The 17,270-nt window shown below is 67.3% G+C and carries 12 protein-coding genes; 8 read left to right on the top strand and 4 right to left on the bottom strand.

Annotated elements, in window-relative coordinates; genetic code table 11:
* Positions 1-26: 26 nt before the first annotated feature.
* Complete coding sequence (locus tag ACM9LZ_RS14390) at positions 27-743, bottom strand: GntR family transcriptional regulator (RefSeq protein WP_416620179.1); 717 nt, start codon at positions 741-743, stop codon at positions 27-29.
* 118 nt (positions 744-861) lie between these two features.
* Complete coding sequence (locus ACM9LZ_RS14385) at positions 862-2,313, bottom strand: NAD-dependent succinate-semialdehyde dehydrogenase (protein ID WP_416620178.1); 1,452 nt, start codon at positions 2,311-2,313, stop codon at positions 862-864.
* 200 nt (positions 2,314-2,513) lie between these two features.
* On the opposite strand from ACM9LZ_RS14385, the gene ACM9LZ_RS14380 reads away from it, so the two are divergent.
* The gene (locus ACM9LZ_RS14380; RefSeq protein ID WP_416620177.1) at positions 2,514-4,817 is read left to right on the top strand and encodes a TonB-dependent receptor; all 2,304 of its coding nucleotides are present in this window, start codon (positions 2,514-2,516) and stop codon (positions 4,815-4,817) included.
* Positions 4,818-5,012: 195 nt separating this feature from the next.
* On the opposite strand, the gene ACM9LZ_RS14375 is transcribed toward ACM9LZ_RS14380, so the two are convergent.
* Entirely contained in the window at positions 5,013-6,395 is a 1,383-nt protein-coding gene (locus ACM9LZ_RS14375; RefSeq protein WP_416620176.1) for a DUF2142 domain-containing protein, read from the bottom strand.
* Positions 6,396-6,601: 206 nt separating this feature from the next.
* Here ACM9LZ_RS14375 and ACM9LZ_RS14370 point away from each other — a divergent pair, with 206 nt between their 5' ends.
* On the top strand, positions 6,602-8,095 hold the full coding sequence (locus ACM9LZ_RS14370; protein ID WP_416620175.1) for a class I SAM-dependent methyltransferase: 1,494 nt from the start codon (positions 6,602-6,604) through the stop codon (positions 8,093-8,095).
* Here the strand turns inward: ACM9LZ_RS14370 and ACM9LZ_RS14365 are convergent.
* Positions 8,066-9,694 (bottom strand): long-chain fatty acid--CoA ligase, encoded by a 1,629-nt coding sequence (locus tag ACM9LZ_RS14365; RefSeq protein ID WP_416620174.1) that lies wholly within the window; start codon positions 9,692-9,694, stop codon positions 8,066-8,068. The two genes, ACM9LZ_RS14370 and ACM9LZ_RS14365, sit on opposite strands and share 30 nt — an antisense overlap.
* A 193-nt stretch (positions 9,695-9,887) precedes the next feature.
* Between ACM9LZ_RS14365 and ACM9LZ_RS14360 the strand changes: the two genes are divergently transcribed.
* From ACM9LZ_RS14360 to ACM9LZ_RS14335, 6 genes are all read left to right on the top strand, one after another.
* Positions 9,888-11,918, top strand: a complete 2,031-nt coding sequence (locus ACM9LZ_RS14360; RefSeq protein WP_416620173.1) for an alpha-glucosidase — start codon at positions 9,888-9,890, stop codon at positions 11,916-11,918.
* 107 nt (positions 11,919-12,025) lie between these two features.
* Positions 12,026-13,246: an MFS transporter gene (locus ACM9LZ_RS14355; RefSeq protein ID WP_416620172.1), complete on the top strand. Its 1,221-nt coding sequence runs from the start codon at positions 12,026-12,028 to the stop codon at positions 13,244-13,246.
* A 199-nt stretch (positions 13,247-13,445) separates the two neighbouring features.
* On the top strand, positions 13,446-14,390 hold the full coding sequence (locus tag ACM9LZ_RS14350; protein ID WP_416620171.1) for an ABC transporter permease: 945 nt from the start codon (positions 13,446-13,448) through the stop codon (positions 14,388-14,390).
* Entirely contained in the window at positions 14,377-15,240 is an 864-nt protein-coding gene (locus tag ACM9LZ_RS14345) for an ABC transporter permease (RefSeq protein ID WP_416620170.1), read from the top strand. The genes ACM9LZ_RS14350 and ACM9LZ_RS14345 overlap by 14 nt, the downstream gene beginning before the upstream one ends.
* A 1-nt stretch (position 15,241) precedes the next feature.
* Positions 15,242-16,237, top strand: a complete 996-nt coding sequence (locus ACM9LZ_RS14340) for an ABC transporter ATP-binding protein (RefSeq protein ID WP_416620169.1) — start codon at positions 15,242-15,244, stop codon at positions 16,235-16,237.
* Complete coding sequence (locus tag ACM9LZ_RS14335) at positions 16,234-17,208, top strand: oligopeptide/dipeptide ABC transporter ATP-binding protein (RefSeq protein WP_416620168.1); 975 nt, start codon at positions 16,234-16,236, stop codon at positions 17,206-17,208. Before ACM9LZ_RS14340 ends, ACM9LZ_RS14335 begins: the two co-directional genes overlap by 4 nt.
* Positions 17,209-17,270: the final 62 nt, after the last annotated feature.

The raw sequence follows: 17,270 nt of genomic DNA, 5'->3' as shown, positions 1-17,270 counted from the left end.
GTGTTTCCGGTCAGCGCAAACACGCTCTAGCTCAGCGTCACCGAATAGGTGAGGTCGCGGGCATAGATGCGGCTGGTCCGCCATTCGACCTTGCGTTCCTGCAGGGAAAGCGCGATGCGGTCGATGCACAGGATGGCGGCACCAGCCGGGGCACCCAGCATGCGCTGGTCATCCGGTGTGGCGATATCGGCGCGCAGTTCCTCGCTGGCCGACACGATGTTGATGCCGAACTCCGTCTGATAGAGCGAATAGAGCGTGTTGGGCAGCGGCATCCGGTCCTCGATCCGCGGGAACAGGGCCGATGGCAGGATGATCGTCTCCCGGATAGTGGGCCGGCTGTCGACCAGGCGCACGCGGTTGATCTCCACGACCCGGCTGCCCTTCGACAGGTCCAGCCGCTGCTGGTCGGCGACGCGGGCCACGCGCACGCGCACGCTCTGTTCCCCCATGGCGGGGGTGACCCGCTCGCCGCCCGGCCGCACCATGCGGAAGAACCGGAAAAGTGATCGTTCCTGCGTATTTTCCGCAATGAAGGTGCCCTTGCCCTGATGGCGGACCAGCAGCTTTTCCGCCGTCAGCGCATCCAGCACCTTGCGCATGGTCCCCTGGCTGACACCCAGTTCACGCGCCAGAGCCTGCTCGCTGGGGATGGCCTCCCCCGGCCGCCAGACGCCATCGGCCACCTTGTTGACGATGATGTCGTAGACCTGGCGGTAAAGCGGGCGGTAACCGGGGACTTCCATCAGCGGGGGATATCCTGGAGGGAAAGAAGACTTCTATAAGATAAAACAATTTTCGCGCATCGCGGCAAGGTTTTTGGGCGTGGCCGCCCCCCGGCGCGCAGCCGGGGGGCGGCGGCCCTCAGCCGAGCCCGCCGATGCAGGCATATTTCAGCACCGTGTAATCATCGATGCCATGGCGCGACCCTTCGACCCCCATGCCGGAATCCTTCTGTCCGCCGAACGGGGCCACCTCGGTCGTGATCAGCCCCTCATTGATGCCGACCAGGCCATATTCCAGCCCGTCCATCATGCGGAAGGACCGGCCAAGGTCGCGGGTATAGACATAGGCGGCCAGACCATATTCGGTATCGTTCGCCATGCCCAGCGCCTCGGCCTCGGTGGCGAAGCGGAAGACGGGAGCCAGCGGGGCAAAGGTTTCCTCCCGCGCCACGGCCATGGCGGGGGTCACGCCCGTCAGCAGGGTAGGCTGGAAGAAGCCGCCGCCGCGGGCATGCCGGGACCCGCCGGCCGCCAGCCGCGCACCCTTGGACAGGGCATCGGCGATATGTTCCTCGATCTTGGCGACACCGGCCATGTCGATCAGCGGTCCCTGCGTCACCCCCTCTTCGGTGCCGTCACCCACCTTCAACGCCGCCATGGCCGTGCCCAGCCGCTCCACGAAGGCATCATGGATGCCGTCCTGCACCAGGAAACGGTTGGCGCAGACACAGGTCTGGCCGGCATTGCGGAACTTGGCCACCATGGCCCCGGCCACGGCGGCGTCCAGATCGGCATCGTCGAACACGATGAAGGGCGCATTGCCCCCCAATTCCATCGACACCCGCTTCATGTGCGCCATGGCCTGGGCCGCCAGCTTCTTGCCCACCGCCGTCGATCCGGTGAAGGTGATCTTGCGCAGCAGCGGGTTCTCGCACATCTCCTGCGCGATCTCCGCCGCCGATCCCGTCACGACGTTCAGCACGCCGGGCGGGAAGCCCACCTGCTCGGCCAGGGCAGCGATGGCCAGGGCCGAATAGGGTGTCTGGGTCGCGGGCTTGACCACCAGGGTGCAGCCCGCGGCCAGGGCGGCACCCATCTTGCGGGCGATCATGCTGTTGGGGAAGTTCCAGGGCGTGATGGCCCCGACCACCCCCACAGGCTCGCGCACCGCCAGCAGGCGCCGTCCCTTCCAGGGCGAGGGGATGACATCGCCATAGATGCGCCGCGCCTCCTCCGCGAACCAGCGGATATAGGCGGCCCCCAGCGTCACCTCCCCCGCCGCCTCGGCCAGGGGCTTGCCCATCTCCAATGTCAGCAGGCGGGCCAGATCGGCACGGTTGTCCAGGATGGCGTCGTGCAGCTTCATCATAAGGCCGGCCCGTTCGCCCGCCGTCCAGTGCCGCCAGTCCCGGAAGGCGCGGTGCGCCGCGGTGATGGCCACCGCCGTCTCGGCCCGGCCACAGCGCGGTATTGACCCCAGCGCATCACCTGTTGAGGGATTGGAAACAGCGATGGTAGCGCCGCCTATGGCATCCTTCCAGGCGCCGTCGATGAAACATTGCTGGCGCTGCAACGCTCCGGGAATGGTCATGACCTTGTTTCCTTCACATGGGAGGGGGCGGCGGGACCGTCGTTCCGGAACTGCCGGCCGCCATTTTGGGACTAGACGAGTATCTATGATAACTCTTATATAAGACACAACTATTGTCTTACCGCAGACCTTGCGTTAGGAATCGCATCAGCCCCGCGAAACAAGGGGAGCCGACAAACATGGGTCAGGGAGGAAACGACATGAACAAGCCTATGCTGAAACTGCGTCTGGCCGCCGGGACGGCGGCATTCGGCCTGCTGGGCCTGACCGGCGGCGCCATGGCCCAGGAGGGCGGCGGCGTGCTGCTGGAAGAGATCATCGTCACGGCGCAAAAGCGCGTGCAGAACCTGCAGGACGTGCCGCTGGCCATCTCCGTCGTCACGGGCGCACAGTTGGAACAGGCCAACATCAATTCCGCCGAACAGCTTTTCCAGCGCGTGCCGACCATCACCTTCCGCAAGGGCAACACCAACAAGGACAGCGCCATCTCCATCCGCGGCGTGGGCACCATCTCCTTCGCCTCGGGCATCGAGCCGTCGGTGTCCACGGTGATCGACGGCGTGGTCTATGCCCGCACGGGGCAGCAGACGGCCGACTTCCTGGACCTGGAGCGGGTGGAAGTGCTGCGCGGGCCGCAGGGCTCGATCTTCGGCAAGAACGCCTCGGCCGGCGTGGTCAACATCACCACGCGCGACCCCGGCTCCACCCCCGGCGGGCATATCGAGGCCTCTTACTATGAAGGCAACGAATACCGGGTGAAGGCCGGGGTCTCCGGGCCTGTGTCCGACAATCTGTCGGGCCTGATCACGGCCTTTTACAGCAAATATGACGGCAACGGCAAAAACGTCTTCAACGGCAATGACATAAACGGCTACGAGCGCTGGGGTGCGCGCATGAAGCTGGTGCTGGACGCCAGCGAGACGGTGCGCCTGACGGCCATCGCCGATTATGCCAAGGCCAATGACAACGGCTTTGCCGACAGCATCGGCCTGGTCTTCCCCAGTGCCTTCAACCAGCAGATCTTCCTGCCATCGCTGGCCCCGCTGACGCCCGGCCCGCGCAACAAGGATATCGACAACGACCTGGACCCGCGCACCCGCGACCGCAACAGCGGTGTGTCCCTGCAGGCCGATTTCGATCTCGGCGCCGTGGCGCTGACCTCCATCACCGCCTATCGCCACTGGTATAATTACCAGCAGCGCGACGGTGATTTCCGTTCCGACGGGCCGCTCTACGTCGCCACGGGTGTCGCGGCCGGCGACAACCGCTCCCACGACCGCGGCGATCTCGATTTCAACCAGTTCACGCAGGAACTGCGCATCGCGTCGACGGGCAACAACTTCATCGACTATGTGGCGGGCCTCTACTATTACACCACAAAGGAAGTGGATTTCTTCAACCGCACGGTCACGGCCTGCACGGCAACCACCCTGCCCGCCGAAAACGGCCTGCTGCCCTGCCGGCCGGGTGCGTCCACCTATGTCACCAACGAAGGCAATGCCGACTTCACGACCCGGCTGAAGAACTATGCCGCCTTTGGTCAGGCCACGGTGAACTTCACCGATGATTTCCGCGCCATCATCGGCGGCCGCTATACCAAGGACAAGGTGTCGTTCGATTTCGAACGGCGGTCCACCTCCACGGCGGCCTTCCCCGGCGTGCGCCCCTATTTCGCGGCCGACGGGTCGACGAAGAAGGACGGCGTGTCGGGCAATGCCGGCCTGCAATATGATTTCACCGACGAGGTGATCGGCTACGCCACCTATACCCGCGGGTACAAGGGGCCGGCCATCAACGTCTTCTTCAACATGATCGGGCCCGATACGCTGCCCATCTCGGCGGAAAAGGCGGACAGCTACGAGGCGGGGCTGAAGACCCGCTTCGCCGAGGCGGGCCTGATGCTGAACCTGGCGGCCTTCAAGACCACCTATAACGGCTACCAGGCCAATACCCGCGAACTGGTGGAAGGCCAGGTGGTGACCCGCCTGACCAATGCCGGCTCGGTCTCCACCCGCGGGCTGGAGGCGGACTTCACCTGGGCGGCCACGTCCGATCTGGAGTTCAACGGCGGCGTTGCCTATACCAAGGCCAAGATCGACCGGTTCAAGTGCCCGGCGACGGAGCCGACCTGCGCCGACGCCATCAACGGCAAGCCCCTGCCCTTCGCCCCGAAATGGAAGGGATCGGTCACGGCCGACTGGCGCCTGCCCGTCGAGCTGCCGGACATGGATGCCCGGCTGTCAAACACGCTGCAATTCACCAGCAAGCAGAATTTCGACCTGACGCAGAACCCCTATGCCTTCCAGGCCGGCTATGCCACCTGGGATGCCGTCCTGTCCTTCGTGACCCATGACGACAAGTATCGCGTGTCGCTGATCGCCAAGAACATCACCGACCGCCACTATGTCATCGGCCGCATCCCGAACGGCACGGCCTTCATGCGCCAGATCACGCCGCGCGACGCTGAACGGTACTTCGGCGCCTCCGTCCGGGCCAATTTCTGACCCGGAATGTCCGGGGACGGGCGGGTCGTCCGTCCCCACCCTTGAAGCCCCAGCCGCGGATGCGGCGCCGGCGCTTCGGGGGATTGAAAGCAGGCGCCGTGTTTTCGGTCTGTACAAACACGGCGCCTGCCTACCGGCATCTTCCTCCCGATCCCCCGCCACCCTCCGGTGACGGGGGATTTTTTTGGCCGGACCCTATTGCATATAGGCGCGGGCGATGATGGTCGGCGGCAGCACGGCCATCGTGGCCAGCGGGAACAGCAGCACGCCCAGCACCAGCCCCTGCCGCACCCGGCCGGCCCAGGGCTGCGGCAGCCGGTGCGCCAGGGAGGGCATGGCCAGTCCCGTCGCTGCCAGCAGCGACAGGAAGTACCGGCCCTGCACGCCGCTGACCTCCATCCCGCCCACGGCGGAAAAACTCAGATACTGGATGAAATAGATGCCGACCGCGGCGATCAGGATGGTGCCGGCGGCCAGCGCCGCCAGGCGCGGCGGATTGCGCGCGCCGCCCAGCAGTTCCGCCAGCAAGGCCGCCGCCAGCATCCACAGGGCCGCCGGATAGAACCAGGGCGCCAGCGTGATGTTGAACTGTCCCCAGCCGATCCACCCCAGCATCATCACTGTCGTGCCCCAATAGCCCGCCCCCGTGAACAGGGTCAGGTAAAGCGCCCGGAAGAAGTCGAACGGCTGGGCCAGCAGGTGGCGAAGCTGTCCCGACATGGACGGCACGACATCACCCCAGGTCTGCTGTACCTGCACGATGGCTGCCATCAGGATGACCCAGCCCACGACCAGGAAAGTCGAAATGGCCGTCACCGACAGCAGCGAGATGCGCCCCCGCAGGCGGGGCGCCAGGGGCAGCAGCAGCAGGAGAAAGGCGAAATTGGTGGGGCGCGACATGGACAGGGCGACGATCAGCACCGCCATGGCGATGAACTCCGCATCGGTGGCCGGCCGCTGCTGCGCGATGGGCCGGGTGACCAGCGCGACCAGCAGCGCCGCCCCCGACAGCAGCAAGGCATCCTGCGAGGCCGAGGCCATCAGCGCCACGCTCATCGGCAGCAGCATGGTGGCGAAGATCACCAGCCGCCCGCGCGCCGCCACCTGCAGGGCCAGGGCGACGAGCGCAATGGAAACCAGACCGTTCACTAGGCGGGCCAGGATGAAGGTGCGGTCCATCGACAGGTCCAGCGCCTTGCCCAGCGCCAGCCCCGCGATGACCGGCGCGTACAGCGTGGGCGGATAGATGGCCGTGTTGGGAATGTCCACGAAGACGGGCGGTCCGCCCCAGCGCACGCTCTCTCCGGTCTGCTTGATCTCCGTCGTCATCCGCTGATCGACCACCGACAGCAGGGGCCAATGGACATGCAGCAATCCCAGCATGTTGCCGTCGATATAGCCGCCGGACCGCGCGTCATCGGTGCGCTTGCCGATGATGTGACCGTGCAGCGCCGTCTCCGACCGCATCAGATGGTTGGTTTCGTCCGCCATCAGATAGACGGGCATGTTGATGGCCACGAAAAACACCATCGGAACCGCATAGAAAAGATACAGCGGCACCAGCCAGCGGCGTAACATATTGGCCCCCCGGGTGAATATCTGGAAAGAACACCCCTGTTCGACGGTTGCAATGTCTACGGAAATTCACGGGCGCAGGCAATCGCAACGGGATGTTCCATCGCTTCCGGCACGGATATAGGGCTTGTGCCTGCCAAAGGGGTTGCCCATAGTCGCGGCCGGTTGGCCGGCTGGCCAGGGATCGAAGAAGGACGGGCGACATCCGCATGGCGATACGCGACCGATTGGCAGCCCTTTTCCGCCCGGCCGGCCCGACAGGCGCCCGCCCCCCCGGTGCGGCACCCGCTGTCGCGCCTTCCCCGCTGGACGGGCTGGTCATCGCCGAACGGTTCCATACGGATGTCCCGGACCTGTCGGTACTGCATCTGGACCTGTCTGCCCAGCCGCTGCGCGACGGGGTGCCGCTGATCGTGTCCCTGCTGCGGCCGGGCAATGGCGACGTGCGGCAGGTCTTCGTCAAGGACTGGCGGCGGATGGACGAACCGTCGCGCCTGACCCTGCCCTTTCCCCCCTTCCGCCATGATGCCGGGGAATTGCTGCATCTGTTCGTGCATCAGCGGGCCGAGCCGCCTTGCATGGCGGATCTGGCCGCGGCCGGCGGGTCGCTGGGCCTGGATCGCCGCATGCCTATCCGCCTGCCTGCCGCGCCCCCGCCGCCGCCCGTGCGGGCCACCCCGCCGGACGCGCCGGACCTGCGCATCGTCTATGGCATCGACAATTTCTGGTGTGACCGGCACGGCGTGTTCGTGCAGGGCTGGGTCCATTGCAACGAGCATCGGGTTACCCGTGCCGCCATCATCGTGGGTGATGCCCGGTACGACATCCCCGCGCTGTCACGCCGCGCCGACCTGCTGAACTTCTATCCAGATCATGACCACGTCGCCGATGCCGGCTTCATGGCCTATCTGGAGGCGCGGCCCGGCCAGCCGGTGGAACTGGAGGTGCTGACCGATGCGGGCCGGGGCCGGTTGCGGCTTGACCTGCCACAGGCCGGCGTCCTGACCGGCCCGTGGACCGAGGGGCAGGTCGACAAGGTCAATGATTTCTTCCTGAACCTGCGCGGCTTCGTCGATGTCATCAATGAGCGTCATCTGACCGTGGCGGAAATCGGGGCCCGCGTCGTGGGGGATGCCAGCCACGGGCGCCGGCATTACTTCCCCGGCGCCCGCCGTTTCATCGGCATCGATATCCATGCCGCGCCCGGCGTCGATATCGTGGGCGACGCCCACCAACTCGACGCGCTGGTGGGGCGCGGCGGCATCGACGCCGTCTTCTCCTTCTCCGTCATCGAGCATCTGAGCCATCCCTGGCTGCTGGCGGCGGCCACCAACCGGGCACTGTCCATGGGCGGGCTGGTCTTCCATTCCGCCCCGCAGACCTATCCCATGCATGAACAGCCCAATGATTTCTGGCGCTTTTCCGATGAGGGGCTGAAGGTGCTGTTCGGACCGGAAACGGGGTTCGAGGTGCTGGCCGCCGGCATGGTCAACAAGATGGAAATCTATCCGGAGGACCGGCGCGGCCCCTTCGCGCTGATGCCGGTCAATCCCGGCTATGGCAATGCCTATATCCTGGCCCGCAAGGTTCGCGACCTGCCGGACGGTGCCGTGGCCTGGCCGGCAGAGGCGGGGCACAGCCATGACCGCGCCACGCTCTATCCCAACCGCGCGTCAGCCGGCGGGCAGGACGAGGCTCCGTAACGCCTTCTTGTCGATCTTGCCCGTGGCGCCCAGCGGCATGGCGTCGATGAAGCGCACATCGTCGGGGATCTGCCATTTCGACAGGCGGCCCTGGAAATGGTCCAGGAATTCGGCCGTTGTGGCCTGCGTGCCGGGCTTCAGTTGCACGACCAGCAGGGGCCGTTCGTCCCATTTGGGATCGGGCATGGCGATGGCGGCACAGAGGGCTGCCTTGGGATGGGACGAGGCGATGTTCTCGATCTCCAGCGAACTGATCCATTCGCCGCCCGACTTGATCACATCCTTGGCCCGGTCGGCGATGCGCATATAGCCATGAGGGTCGATATCGGCGATATCGCCCGTGTCGAACCAGCCATCCCCATCCAGCACCTGCCCGCCATCACCCTGCAGATAGGCGCTGGCCACGACGGGGCCGCGCACCAGCAGGCGCCCCATCTGCTGCCCGTCATGGGGCATAAGCCCCCCATCCGCGCCGCGCAGCGCCAGATCGATGCCCAGCGGCGGCCGTCCCTGGCGCAGGCGATAGGGCATCTGCTGTTCGAACGGCAGGCCGGCCAGTTCAGGCACCAGCTTGAAATGCGTGCCGATGGGCGAGGTTTCCGTCATGCCCCAGGCATGGCGGGCCGACACGCCGTAATCCTGCAACCGGCGCAGCACGGATTCCGGGCAGGCGGCGCCGCCGATGATGACGCGGCGCAGCGGTCCGAAATCGCCGCCATGACGTTCCAGATGCTGGACCATGGCCTGCCAGAGGGTGGGGACCGCCGCCGCGAAGGTCACCCCCTCCCCCCGGATCAGGTCCAGAAGGGAGGCCGGGTCCAGCCGCGATCCCGGCAGCACCAGCCTGGCCCCCACCGCCGCCGCCGACAGGGGGATGCCCCAGGCATTGGCATGGTACATGGGCACCAGCGGCAGGGCCACGTCGGCGATCGACAGGCCCATGACATCGGGTTGCAGGCTCATCCACAGATGGATCATGGTCGAACGGTGGGAATAAAGAACGCCCTTGGGATTGCCCGTCGTGCCGGACGTATAGCAAAGGGCCGCCGCCATGCGCTCATCGAACCGGCCCCACGGCACCCCGTCATCGTCGGTGGCAGCCAGCCATTCATCATAGGCGATGGCGTGCGGCAGCCGCGCGCGGTCGATATCGCCCGCCGCACATAACAGCACGACATGCGAGACGGTCGGGCAGTCGGGCAGCAGATCGGCCACCAGATCGGCGAAGACCGGATCGGCCAGGATCACCCGGTCGCCGGCATGGTTGATGATGAAGCGCAACTGGTCCCGGAACAGGCGTGGGTTCAGCGTGTGGCACACCGCCCCCATGCCCATGATGGCGAACCAGGATTCCAGATGCCGGTCGCTGTTCCAGGCCAGGGTGGCCACCCGGTCGCCCGGCGCCACGCCCAGCCCGCGCAAGGCCGCCGACAGGCAGCGCGCGCGGCGCCGGATGGTGGCATAGTCGCTGCGCGCCAGCGCCCCGTCGGCCGACGCCTCCACCCGGCGCGACACGACGGGCCGCCCGCCATCCCAGCGGGCGGCATGATCGATGATGCGGTCGACCGTCAGTCCCCATTCCTGCATCAGACCGAACATGGCGGCACTCCCTTTCCCTGCTGGTCCCATTACCGGTCCCCTTGTCATTTCATCATTCCCGTCCGGCCGCATCCTGGCGTCTGGACAGCGCGTCCTTATAGGTCTTATATTAGATATAAGAGTATCAATGAAGTGATAGTCACCCCTCCGAAGCCACGGGGCCGGGAACGACATCATGAGGGAAGGGAATGTCATGCGTTTGATCGAGACGGCGGGCGGGTTCGACCTGACCCTGGCGGGACGGACCATCCTGCGCCACCGGCAGGATGAGCCCTGCCTCTATGTCGGGCACGGCGACCCGCGGGTGGAGATGCATCACGGCCATTTCGACATCGAGGACCAGATCGTCGAACGGCTGGGCCTGCGCCATGCGAGCATCGATCGGCAGGACGGGGCGACCCGTATCGACCTGTCGCAGGCGGCGGGACTGGACCCGTTGGCCAGCCTGATCTTGACCGGTTCCGACAAGGGGGGCGCCATCCGGCTGGAGGCCCATGACCCCGCGCTGAACCGGCTGTGGCTGCGCGTGGTGGCGGAAAAGGCGGAGCATGTCTGGGGCGGGGGCGAGCAGCTTTCCTATTTCGACATGCGCGGCCGGCGTTTCCCCCTCTGGACATCGGAACCGGGTGTCGGGCGGGACAAATCCTCCTTCCTCACCTTCCAGGCGGACCAGCGCAGCAATTCCGGCGGCGACTATTACAAGACCAACTACCCCCAGCCGACATACTTGTCCTCCCGCCGCTATGCGCTGCATATCGACACCACGGCCTACAGCGCCTTCGACTTCCGCAAGGACGGGTTCCATGAACTGGAGGTCTGGGCCGCCCCGGCCACGGTCGAGCTTTGGGCGGATGACAGCTTCACCGGGCTGGTCACGGCCCTATCCGACCGGTTCGGCCGGCAGCCGCCGCTGCCCGACTGGGTGCTGAAGGGTGCGATCATCGGCCTGAAGGACGGGGATGAAAGCTTCACGCGGCTGGAAAAATATGCCGATGCCGGGGCGGCCCTGTCGGGCCTGTGGTGCGAGGATTGGGTGGGCCTGCGCATCACCAGCTTCGGCAACCGGCTGTTCTGGGACTGGAAATGGAACCAGGCGCGCTACAGCGACCTGGATGCGCGCATCGGGCAGCTTCACGCGCGCGGCATCCGCTTCCTGGGCTATGTGAACCCCTATCTCTGCGTCGATGGCAGTCTTTATCCCGAGGCGGCGGCCGCCGGCTATCTGGCGCTGAAGCGGGACAGTGACGAGGTCTATACCGTCGATTTCGGGGAATTCGACTGCGGTGTGGTGGATTTCACCAACCCCGCCGCGGCCGAATGGTTTGCCGACAAGGTCATCGGGCGGAACATGCTGGATTTCGGCCTGTCGGGCTGGATGGCCGATTTCGGCGAATATCTGCCGACCGATGTGCGCCTGCATGACGGCACCGACGGCATGCTGGCGCACAATGCCTGGCCCGTGCTGTGGGCGGAGGTGAATGCCCGGGCCCTGGCAAGCCGGGGCAAGACGGGGGAGGCCCTGTTCTTCATGCGGGCAGGCTATAGCGGCGTGCAGCGCCATTGCCCCCTGCTGTGGGCCGGCGACCAGTCGGTGGATTTCTCCCGCCATGACGGGATCGGCACCGTCATCACGGCGGCACTGTCGTCCGGCCTGCTGGGCAATGCCTACCATCACAGCGATATCGGCGGTTACACCAGCCTGTTCGGCAATGTCCGCACGCCGGAACTGCTGATGCGCTGGGCGGAAATGGCAGCCTTCACCCCCGTCATGCGCAGCCACGAGGGCAACCGCCCGCGGGAGAATGTGCAGATCGACGAGGATGCGCGGGTCCTGGCCCATTTCGCGTACATGACCCGCCTCTATGTCCATATGGCGCCCTATCTGCGCGCCCTGTCGGATGAGGCGGCGGCCACCGGCCTGCCCGTGCAGCGGCCGCTGTTCCTGCATTTCCCCGATGATCCGCGCACCTATACGCAGCAGGAAAGCTATCTTTATGGCGCCGACCTGCTGGTGGCGCCGGTCATCCAGCCGGGCGTGGACCGCTGGACCACCTGGCTGCCGGCCGGCACCGACTGGGTGGAGGTCTGGACCGGCGCCACGCACCAGGGCGGGCAGGATGTGACCGTGGCGGCCCCGCTGGGCCGGCCGCCGCTGTTCTTCCGCCGGGGCAGCGACTGGACGGCGCTGTTCCAGGGGATCACCACGGTCGCCAGCACGGTCTGACCCGGCAACCCCCCGCCCCGGCGCGCGCGCCGGGGCGATAGCGCAGCGGTGCCGGCCCCACTGGCGACCGGCATTCCCATCCCCTTCCCGGAAAAGGGCGAGCCCCCATGCGTTTCGGCCTTCATCGCACCTTGCTGCTGGCGCTCGTCATGCTGGCCGGCATCCTGAACTATACCGACCGGCAGATCATCGCCGTGCTGAAACCCATGCTGGAAGAACAGCTGGGGTGGAGCGACGCCGATTACGGTTTCCTGGTCGCCGCCTTCCAGTTCGCGGCGGCCGTGGCCTTCATCTTTGCGGGCTGGCTGATCGACCGGCTGGGCTGGCGCGTGGGCAATCCCGTCGCCGTCGGGTCCTGGAGCATGGCGGCCATCGTGCATGGCATGGCCACGACCATGCGGGAATTCACCGCCGTGCGCGTGGCGCTGGGCGCGACGGAGGCCCTGGGCACGCCGGCCGCCATCAAGACGGTGGCCGTCTGGTTCCAGGCCCGGGAACGGTCCCTGGCGCTGGGCTTCGTGAATGCCGCCGGCAATATCGGCGCCATCATCGCGCCGCTGGTCGTGCCCGTCATCGCGCTTGCCTATGGCTGGCGGGCCGCCTTCTACATCATGGGCGGGCTGGGGCTGGTCTGGGTCCTGGCCTGGTGGGCTTTGACCCGGAGCCCTTATTTCCAGAACCCGCCGCCGACGCAGGCCACAGCGGTGGAGGGGGCGCGGGTGCCGTGGCGCACCGTGCTGTCGGACCGGCGCACCTGGGCCTTCGCCGGGGCCAAGGTCTTCTCCGATCAGGTCTGGTGGTTCCTGCTGTTCTGGATGCCCGACCTGTTCATCCGGGTCTTCGGGCTGGACATGCGCGGCTTCGGCGTGCCGCTGGCCACCATCTATGCCATCGCGGCCATCGGCTCGCTGGCTGGCGGCTATTTCTCCGGCCACCTGCTGGCCCGCGGTGTGGGCCTGAACCGGGCGCGCAAGCTGACCCTGCTGGTCTGCGCGTTGCTGGTGCTGCCCGTGCCGCTGGTGCTGATGGTGGAGAATTACTGGCTGGCCGTGGCACTGCTGGGGCTGACCCTGGCCGCCCATCAGGGCTTCTCCGTCAACCTGTTCGCCACGGCGACCGACATCATCCCGCAGCGGCGCATCGCCACCGTCATTTCCATCGGCGCCCTGTGCGGCAACCTGGCCGGCATGTTCATCCTGCAGCTTGCCGGCTGGGTCCTGGCGGCGGGCGGCACCTATGCGCCCATGTTCGCGCTGGTGTCGGTATCCTACCTGTTGGCCCTGGGCTGGCTGCATCTTCTGCAACCGGTATTGCGGCCGGCGGACTGACCGGCCGCGATATTTCAGCCCCCGGACGGCATTTACCCCTTGTTCGTATTGAACGAACGATCAATAATGTCGTCCGACGTTTTCGGGGAAACCGGGGGGAGGAAGGCGGGATGCCTGCCAGCCAGCGCCAGGCTACAGGATATGACCGGCAACCGCCCGGCTGCTTGACCCGTGGCGGCGGGACGGGGATCATCGGTCGATGACCGGTTTCCTGATCCGCCGCCTGTTCCTGGCTTTCGGCGTCGTCCTGGGGGCGACGGTGGCGATCTTCCTGCTGGTCTATGCCATTCCCGGCGATCCGGTGACCGTGGCGCTGGGCCCCCGTGCCACGGCGGAAATGCGGGCCCATTACCGTGAACTGATGGGGCTGGACCAGCCGCTGGTCGTCCAGCTCTGGCATTTCCTGGGGCGGGTGGCGCGGGGTGACCTGGGCACCGACATCTGGAGCGGCCGGCCCGTGACCGCCATCCTGTGGGATGCGCTGCCCCATACGGTGGCGCTGGCCTGCGCCGGGCTGGGCACGGCCGTGCTGCTGGGTGTGGGGCTGGGCTGCCTGGGGGCGGCACGGCGCGGCAGCCTGACCGATCATGCCATCGGGGTGCTGAGCGTCAGCGTCATCGCCCTGCCCCCGTTCCTGGTGGCCATCTACAGCCTGTTGATCTTCGCGGTGACGCTGAACTGGTTCCCGGCCATCGGCGCGGGAGAGGCCGGGGACTGGGCCAGCCGCCTGCACGCGCTGGTGCTGCCGGCCTTTGCCGTGGGTCTTGGCTGGGTCGGCTATATCGCGCGCATCGTCCGTTCCTCCCTGATCGAGGTGATGCGCGAGAAGCATGTGGAAACGGCCCGCGCCTTCGGCCTGCCGCCCTGGCTGATCCTGTGGCGCTATGCGCTGCCGCTGGCGCTGGTGCCCGTCATCTCCATCATCGGGGTGGGTTTCGGGGCGCTGCTGTCGGGATCGGTCTTCGCAGAGATCATCTTCGCCCGGCCCGGCATCGGCCGCGTCGTCTATGACGCCGTGCTGGCCCGCAACTATCCCGTCGTCAGCGGCGCCATCGTGGTGACCGCCGCCCTCTATGCCCTTGCCATGCTGGTGACCGACCTGGTCACGGGCCTGCTGGATCACCGCACCCATGCCGCCCTCTGAACCGCCGCCAGCCCGGCCCCGACCCGCCACCGGCCAGCGCAGGATCGACAGGCCCGGCCTGTTCGGCCTGGTTGTCTGCATCCTGATCGCGCTGGTGGCGCTGACGGCCGACATGATCCGGCCGCACGACCCCGCCCGCATCGATGTCGCGCACAGGCTGGAAGGACCCAGTGCAACCCACTGGCTGGGCACCGACCATCTGGGCCGCGACACGGCCTCGCGCATCATCACGGGCACGCGCACGGCGATGGGCGTGGCGCTGCTGTCCATCGGCATCGCCGTCATCGCCGGCACGGCCCTGGGGCTGATGGCCGGCTATGGCCCGCGCTGGCTGGGCACAGGGCTGCTGCTGGTGCTGGATACCATCAGTTCGCTGCCCATGATCATGTTCGCGCTGGCCGTGCTGACCCTGCTGGGGCCGGGGCTGTGGACGCTGGTCGGCACCATCGCCTTCTTCACCGTGCCCGGCTATGCGCGGCTGGTGCGGTCCCAGACCATGGCCTTGCGCGACAGCCCCTTCATCCAGGCCGAACGGTCGATGGGGGCGGGGCCGCTGCGCATCCTGTTCGTGCATATGCTGCCCAATGTCATCGGCCCGTTGCTGGTGGTGATGACCATGGACATTCCCGTCGTGATCGGGCTGGAGGCCGGATTATCCTTCCTGGGCATCGGCATCCAGCCGCCGACGCCAAGCTGGGGGTCCATGCTGAACGACGGCTTCGTCTTCATCCGCAACACGCCGTTGCTGGTGCTGTTCTCCGGCCTGCCCATCATGGTCGCCACCCTGGCCTTCACCTTCCTGGGCGAAGCCTTGCGGGAACGGCTGGACCCTTCGGCACGGCGGATATGACATGACGCAACCCGTGCTGGAAATCAGCGGCCTCCATGTCTCCTACGCCACCGACCGGGGGCCCCTGCGCGTGCTGCGGGGCGTGGACCTGTGCGTGGGGCGGGGGGAGATCACGGGCATCGTGGGGGAAAGCGGCTGCGGCAAGTCCACGCTGATCGCCGCCATCCTGGGGCTGCTGGCCGGCAATGCCGGGGTGGAGGGCGGGTCCGTGCGGCTGGCCGGGCGGGAATTGCTGGACCTGCCCGAACCGGCCATGCGCGCCCTGCGCGGCGACGGGCTGGCCCTGGTGTCGCAGAACCCCATGGCCGCCTTCAACCCCGTGCTGACCATCGGCCGCCAGCTGACGGATTTCCAGTATCGGGCAGGGATTCCCGCAGCGCAGAAGCGGCAGCGCATCGTGGAGATGTTCGGCCGTGTCGGCATCGTCGATCCGGATCGCCGGCTTGCCGCCTATCCCGGACAATTGTCGGGCGGCATGCTGCAGCGGGTGGCCATCGCCGCCGCCCTGCTGACCCGGCCGGCGCTGCTGATCGCAGACGAGCCGACAACCGCGCTGGACGTGACGCTGGAGGCGCAGATCCTGCGCCTGCTGCGCCAGACGCGCGACGAGACCGGCACCAGCATCCTGTTCATCTCCCACCATCTGGGCGCCGTGGCGGGTCTGTGCGACCGGGTGATCGTGATGTATGCCGGCACGGTGGTGGAGGCGGGGCCCGTGGCGGAAATCTTCGCCCGGCCGCGCCATCCCTACACCCGCCGCCTGATCGCGGCCGATCCCGGGCATCTGGCCATCGCCGCCGCGGTCCCCGGGCGGGAGGGTATCCGCACCGACCTGCCCACCATTCCCGGCCGCGTGCCCGACCTGACCGATCCGCCGCGCGGCTGCGTCTTCGCCCCGCGCTGCCTGGAGGCTGAGGCGCACTGCCACACGCTGCCACCGCCGTCCGGCGCCGTGGGACCGGCGCATCGGGCCGCCTGCCACCGGATCATGCCATGACGGGCCTGCTGGAGATCAACGAACTGTGCGTGCGCGTGCAGCCCCCCGGTGCCTTGTGGCAGCGGCTGCGCGGCCGGAGCCCGCAGCCGCTGGAAATCCTGTGCGGCGTGTCGCTGGGCCTGGCCAAGGGGGAGACGCTGGCCCTGGTGGGGGAAAGCGGATCGGGCAAGACCACGCTGGCCCGCGCCATCATGGGCCTGCAACCCTTCAGCGCCGGGACCATCCGGTTCCAGGACGCCATCCTGACGGGGCGGGAGCGGCGCTGGCACCGGTTACGGCGGCGTGCCGCCCTGATGTTCCAGGACCCTGTCGCCTCGCTCAGCCCGCGGCTGACCGTGGGTTATCTGGTGACGGAACCGCTGGCCATCCATGGCCGCCCCCTGCCTGACCGCCGGGCGGCGGCGGCACGGCTGCTGTCCATGGTGGGCCTGTCGCCCGACATGGCCGGGCGCTATCCGCGCGAACTGTCCGGGGGGCAGGCCCGCCGTGTCACCGTGGCGCGGGCGCTGGCCATGGAACCGGCCCTGGTCATCGCCGACGAGCCCACGGCCGGCCTGGACGTATCGGTACAGGCGGAAATCCTGAACCTGATGACCGGCCTGCAGCGCGACCTGGATGTCGCCTATCTGCTGATCACCCATAATCTGGCCGTGGTCCGCCATGTCAGCCACCGCATGGCGGTGCTGTATCTGGGCCATCTGGTGGAAACGGGGCCGACCCGCGCCGTGCTGGAACGGCCCCGCCATCCCTATACCCGCGCGCTGCTGGCGTCGGAACCCGCGATCGACCCCGCGCGGCGCCCCGACGGCCCCGTCCTGGGCGGGGAGGTGCCAAGCCTTTACGACCGGCCGCGCGGCTGCGCCTTCCATACGCGCTGCCCCGCGGCCAGTGACCTGTGCCGGTCCGTGCCGCCCCAGGATCGCACGCTGGGCAACGGCCACCGCGTCGCCTGCCACCACCCGCTGGACTGATACCCACGGTCGAAATATTTGACCGTGGGTACCGGCGGCAACTGCCGCCGCGCGCCATGTGG

Origin of the sequence: Niveispirillum fermenti (assembly GCF_048066175.1) — a bacterium.
Lineage (GTDB): Bacteria > Pseudomonadota > Alphaproteobacteria > Azospirillales > Azospirillaceae > Niveispirillum > Niveispirillum fermenti.
Note: the sequence above shows the minus strand (reverse complement) of the source record. Positions and strands in the feature narration are given on the sequence as shown.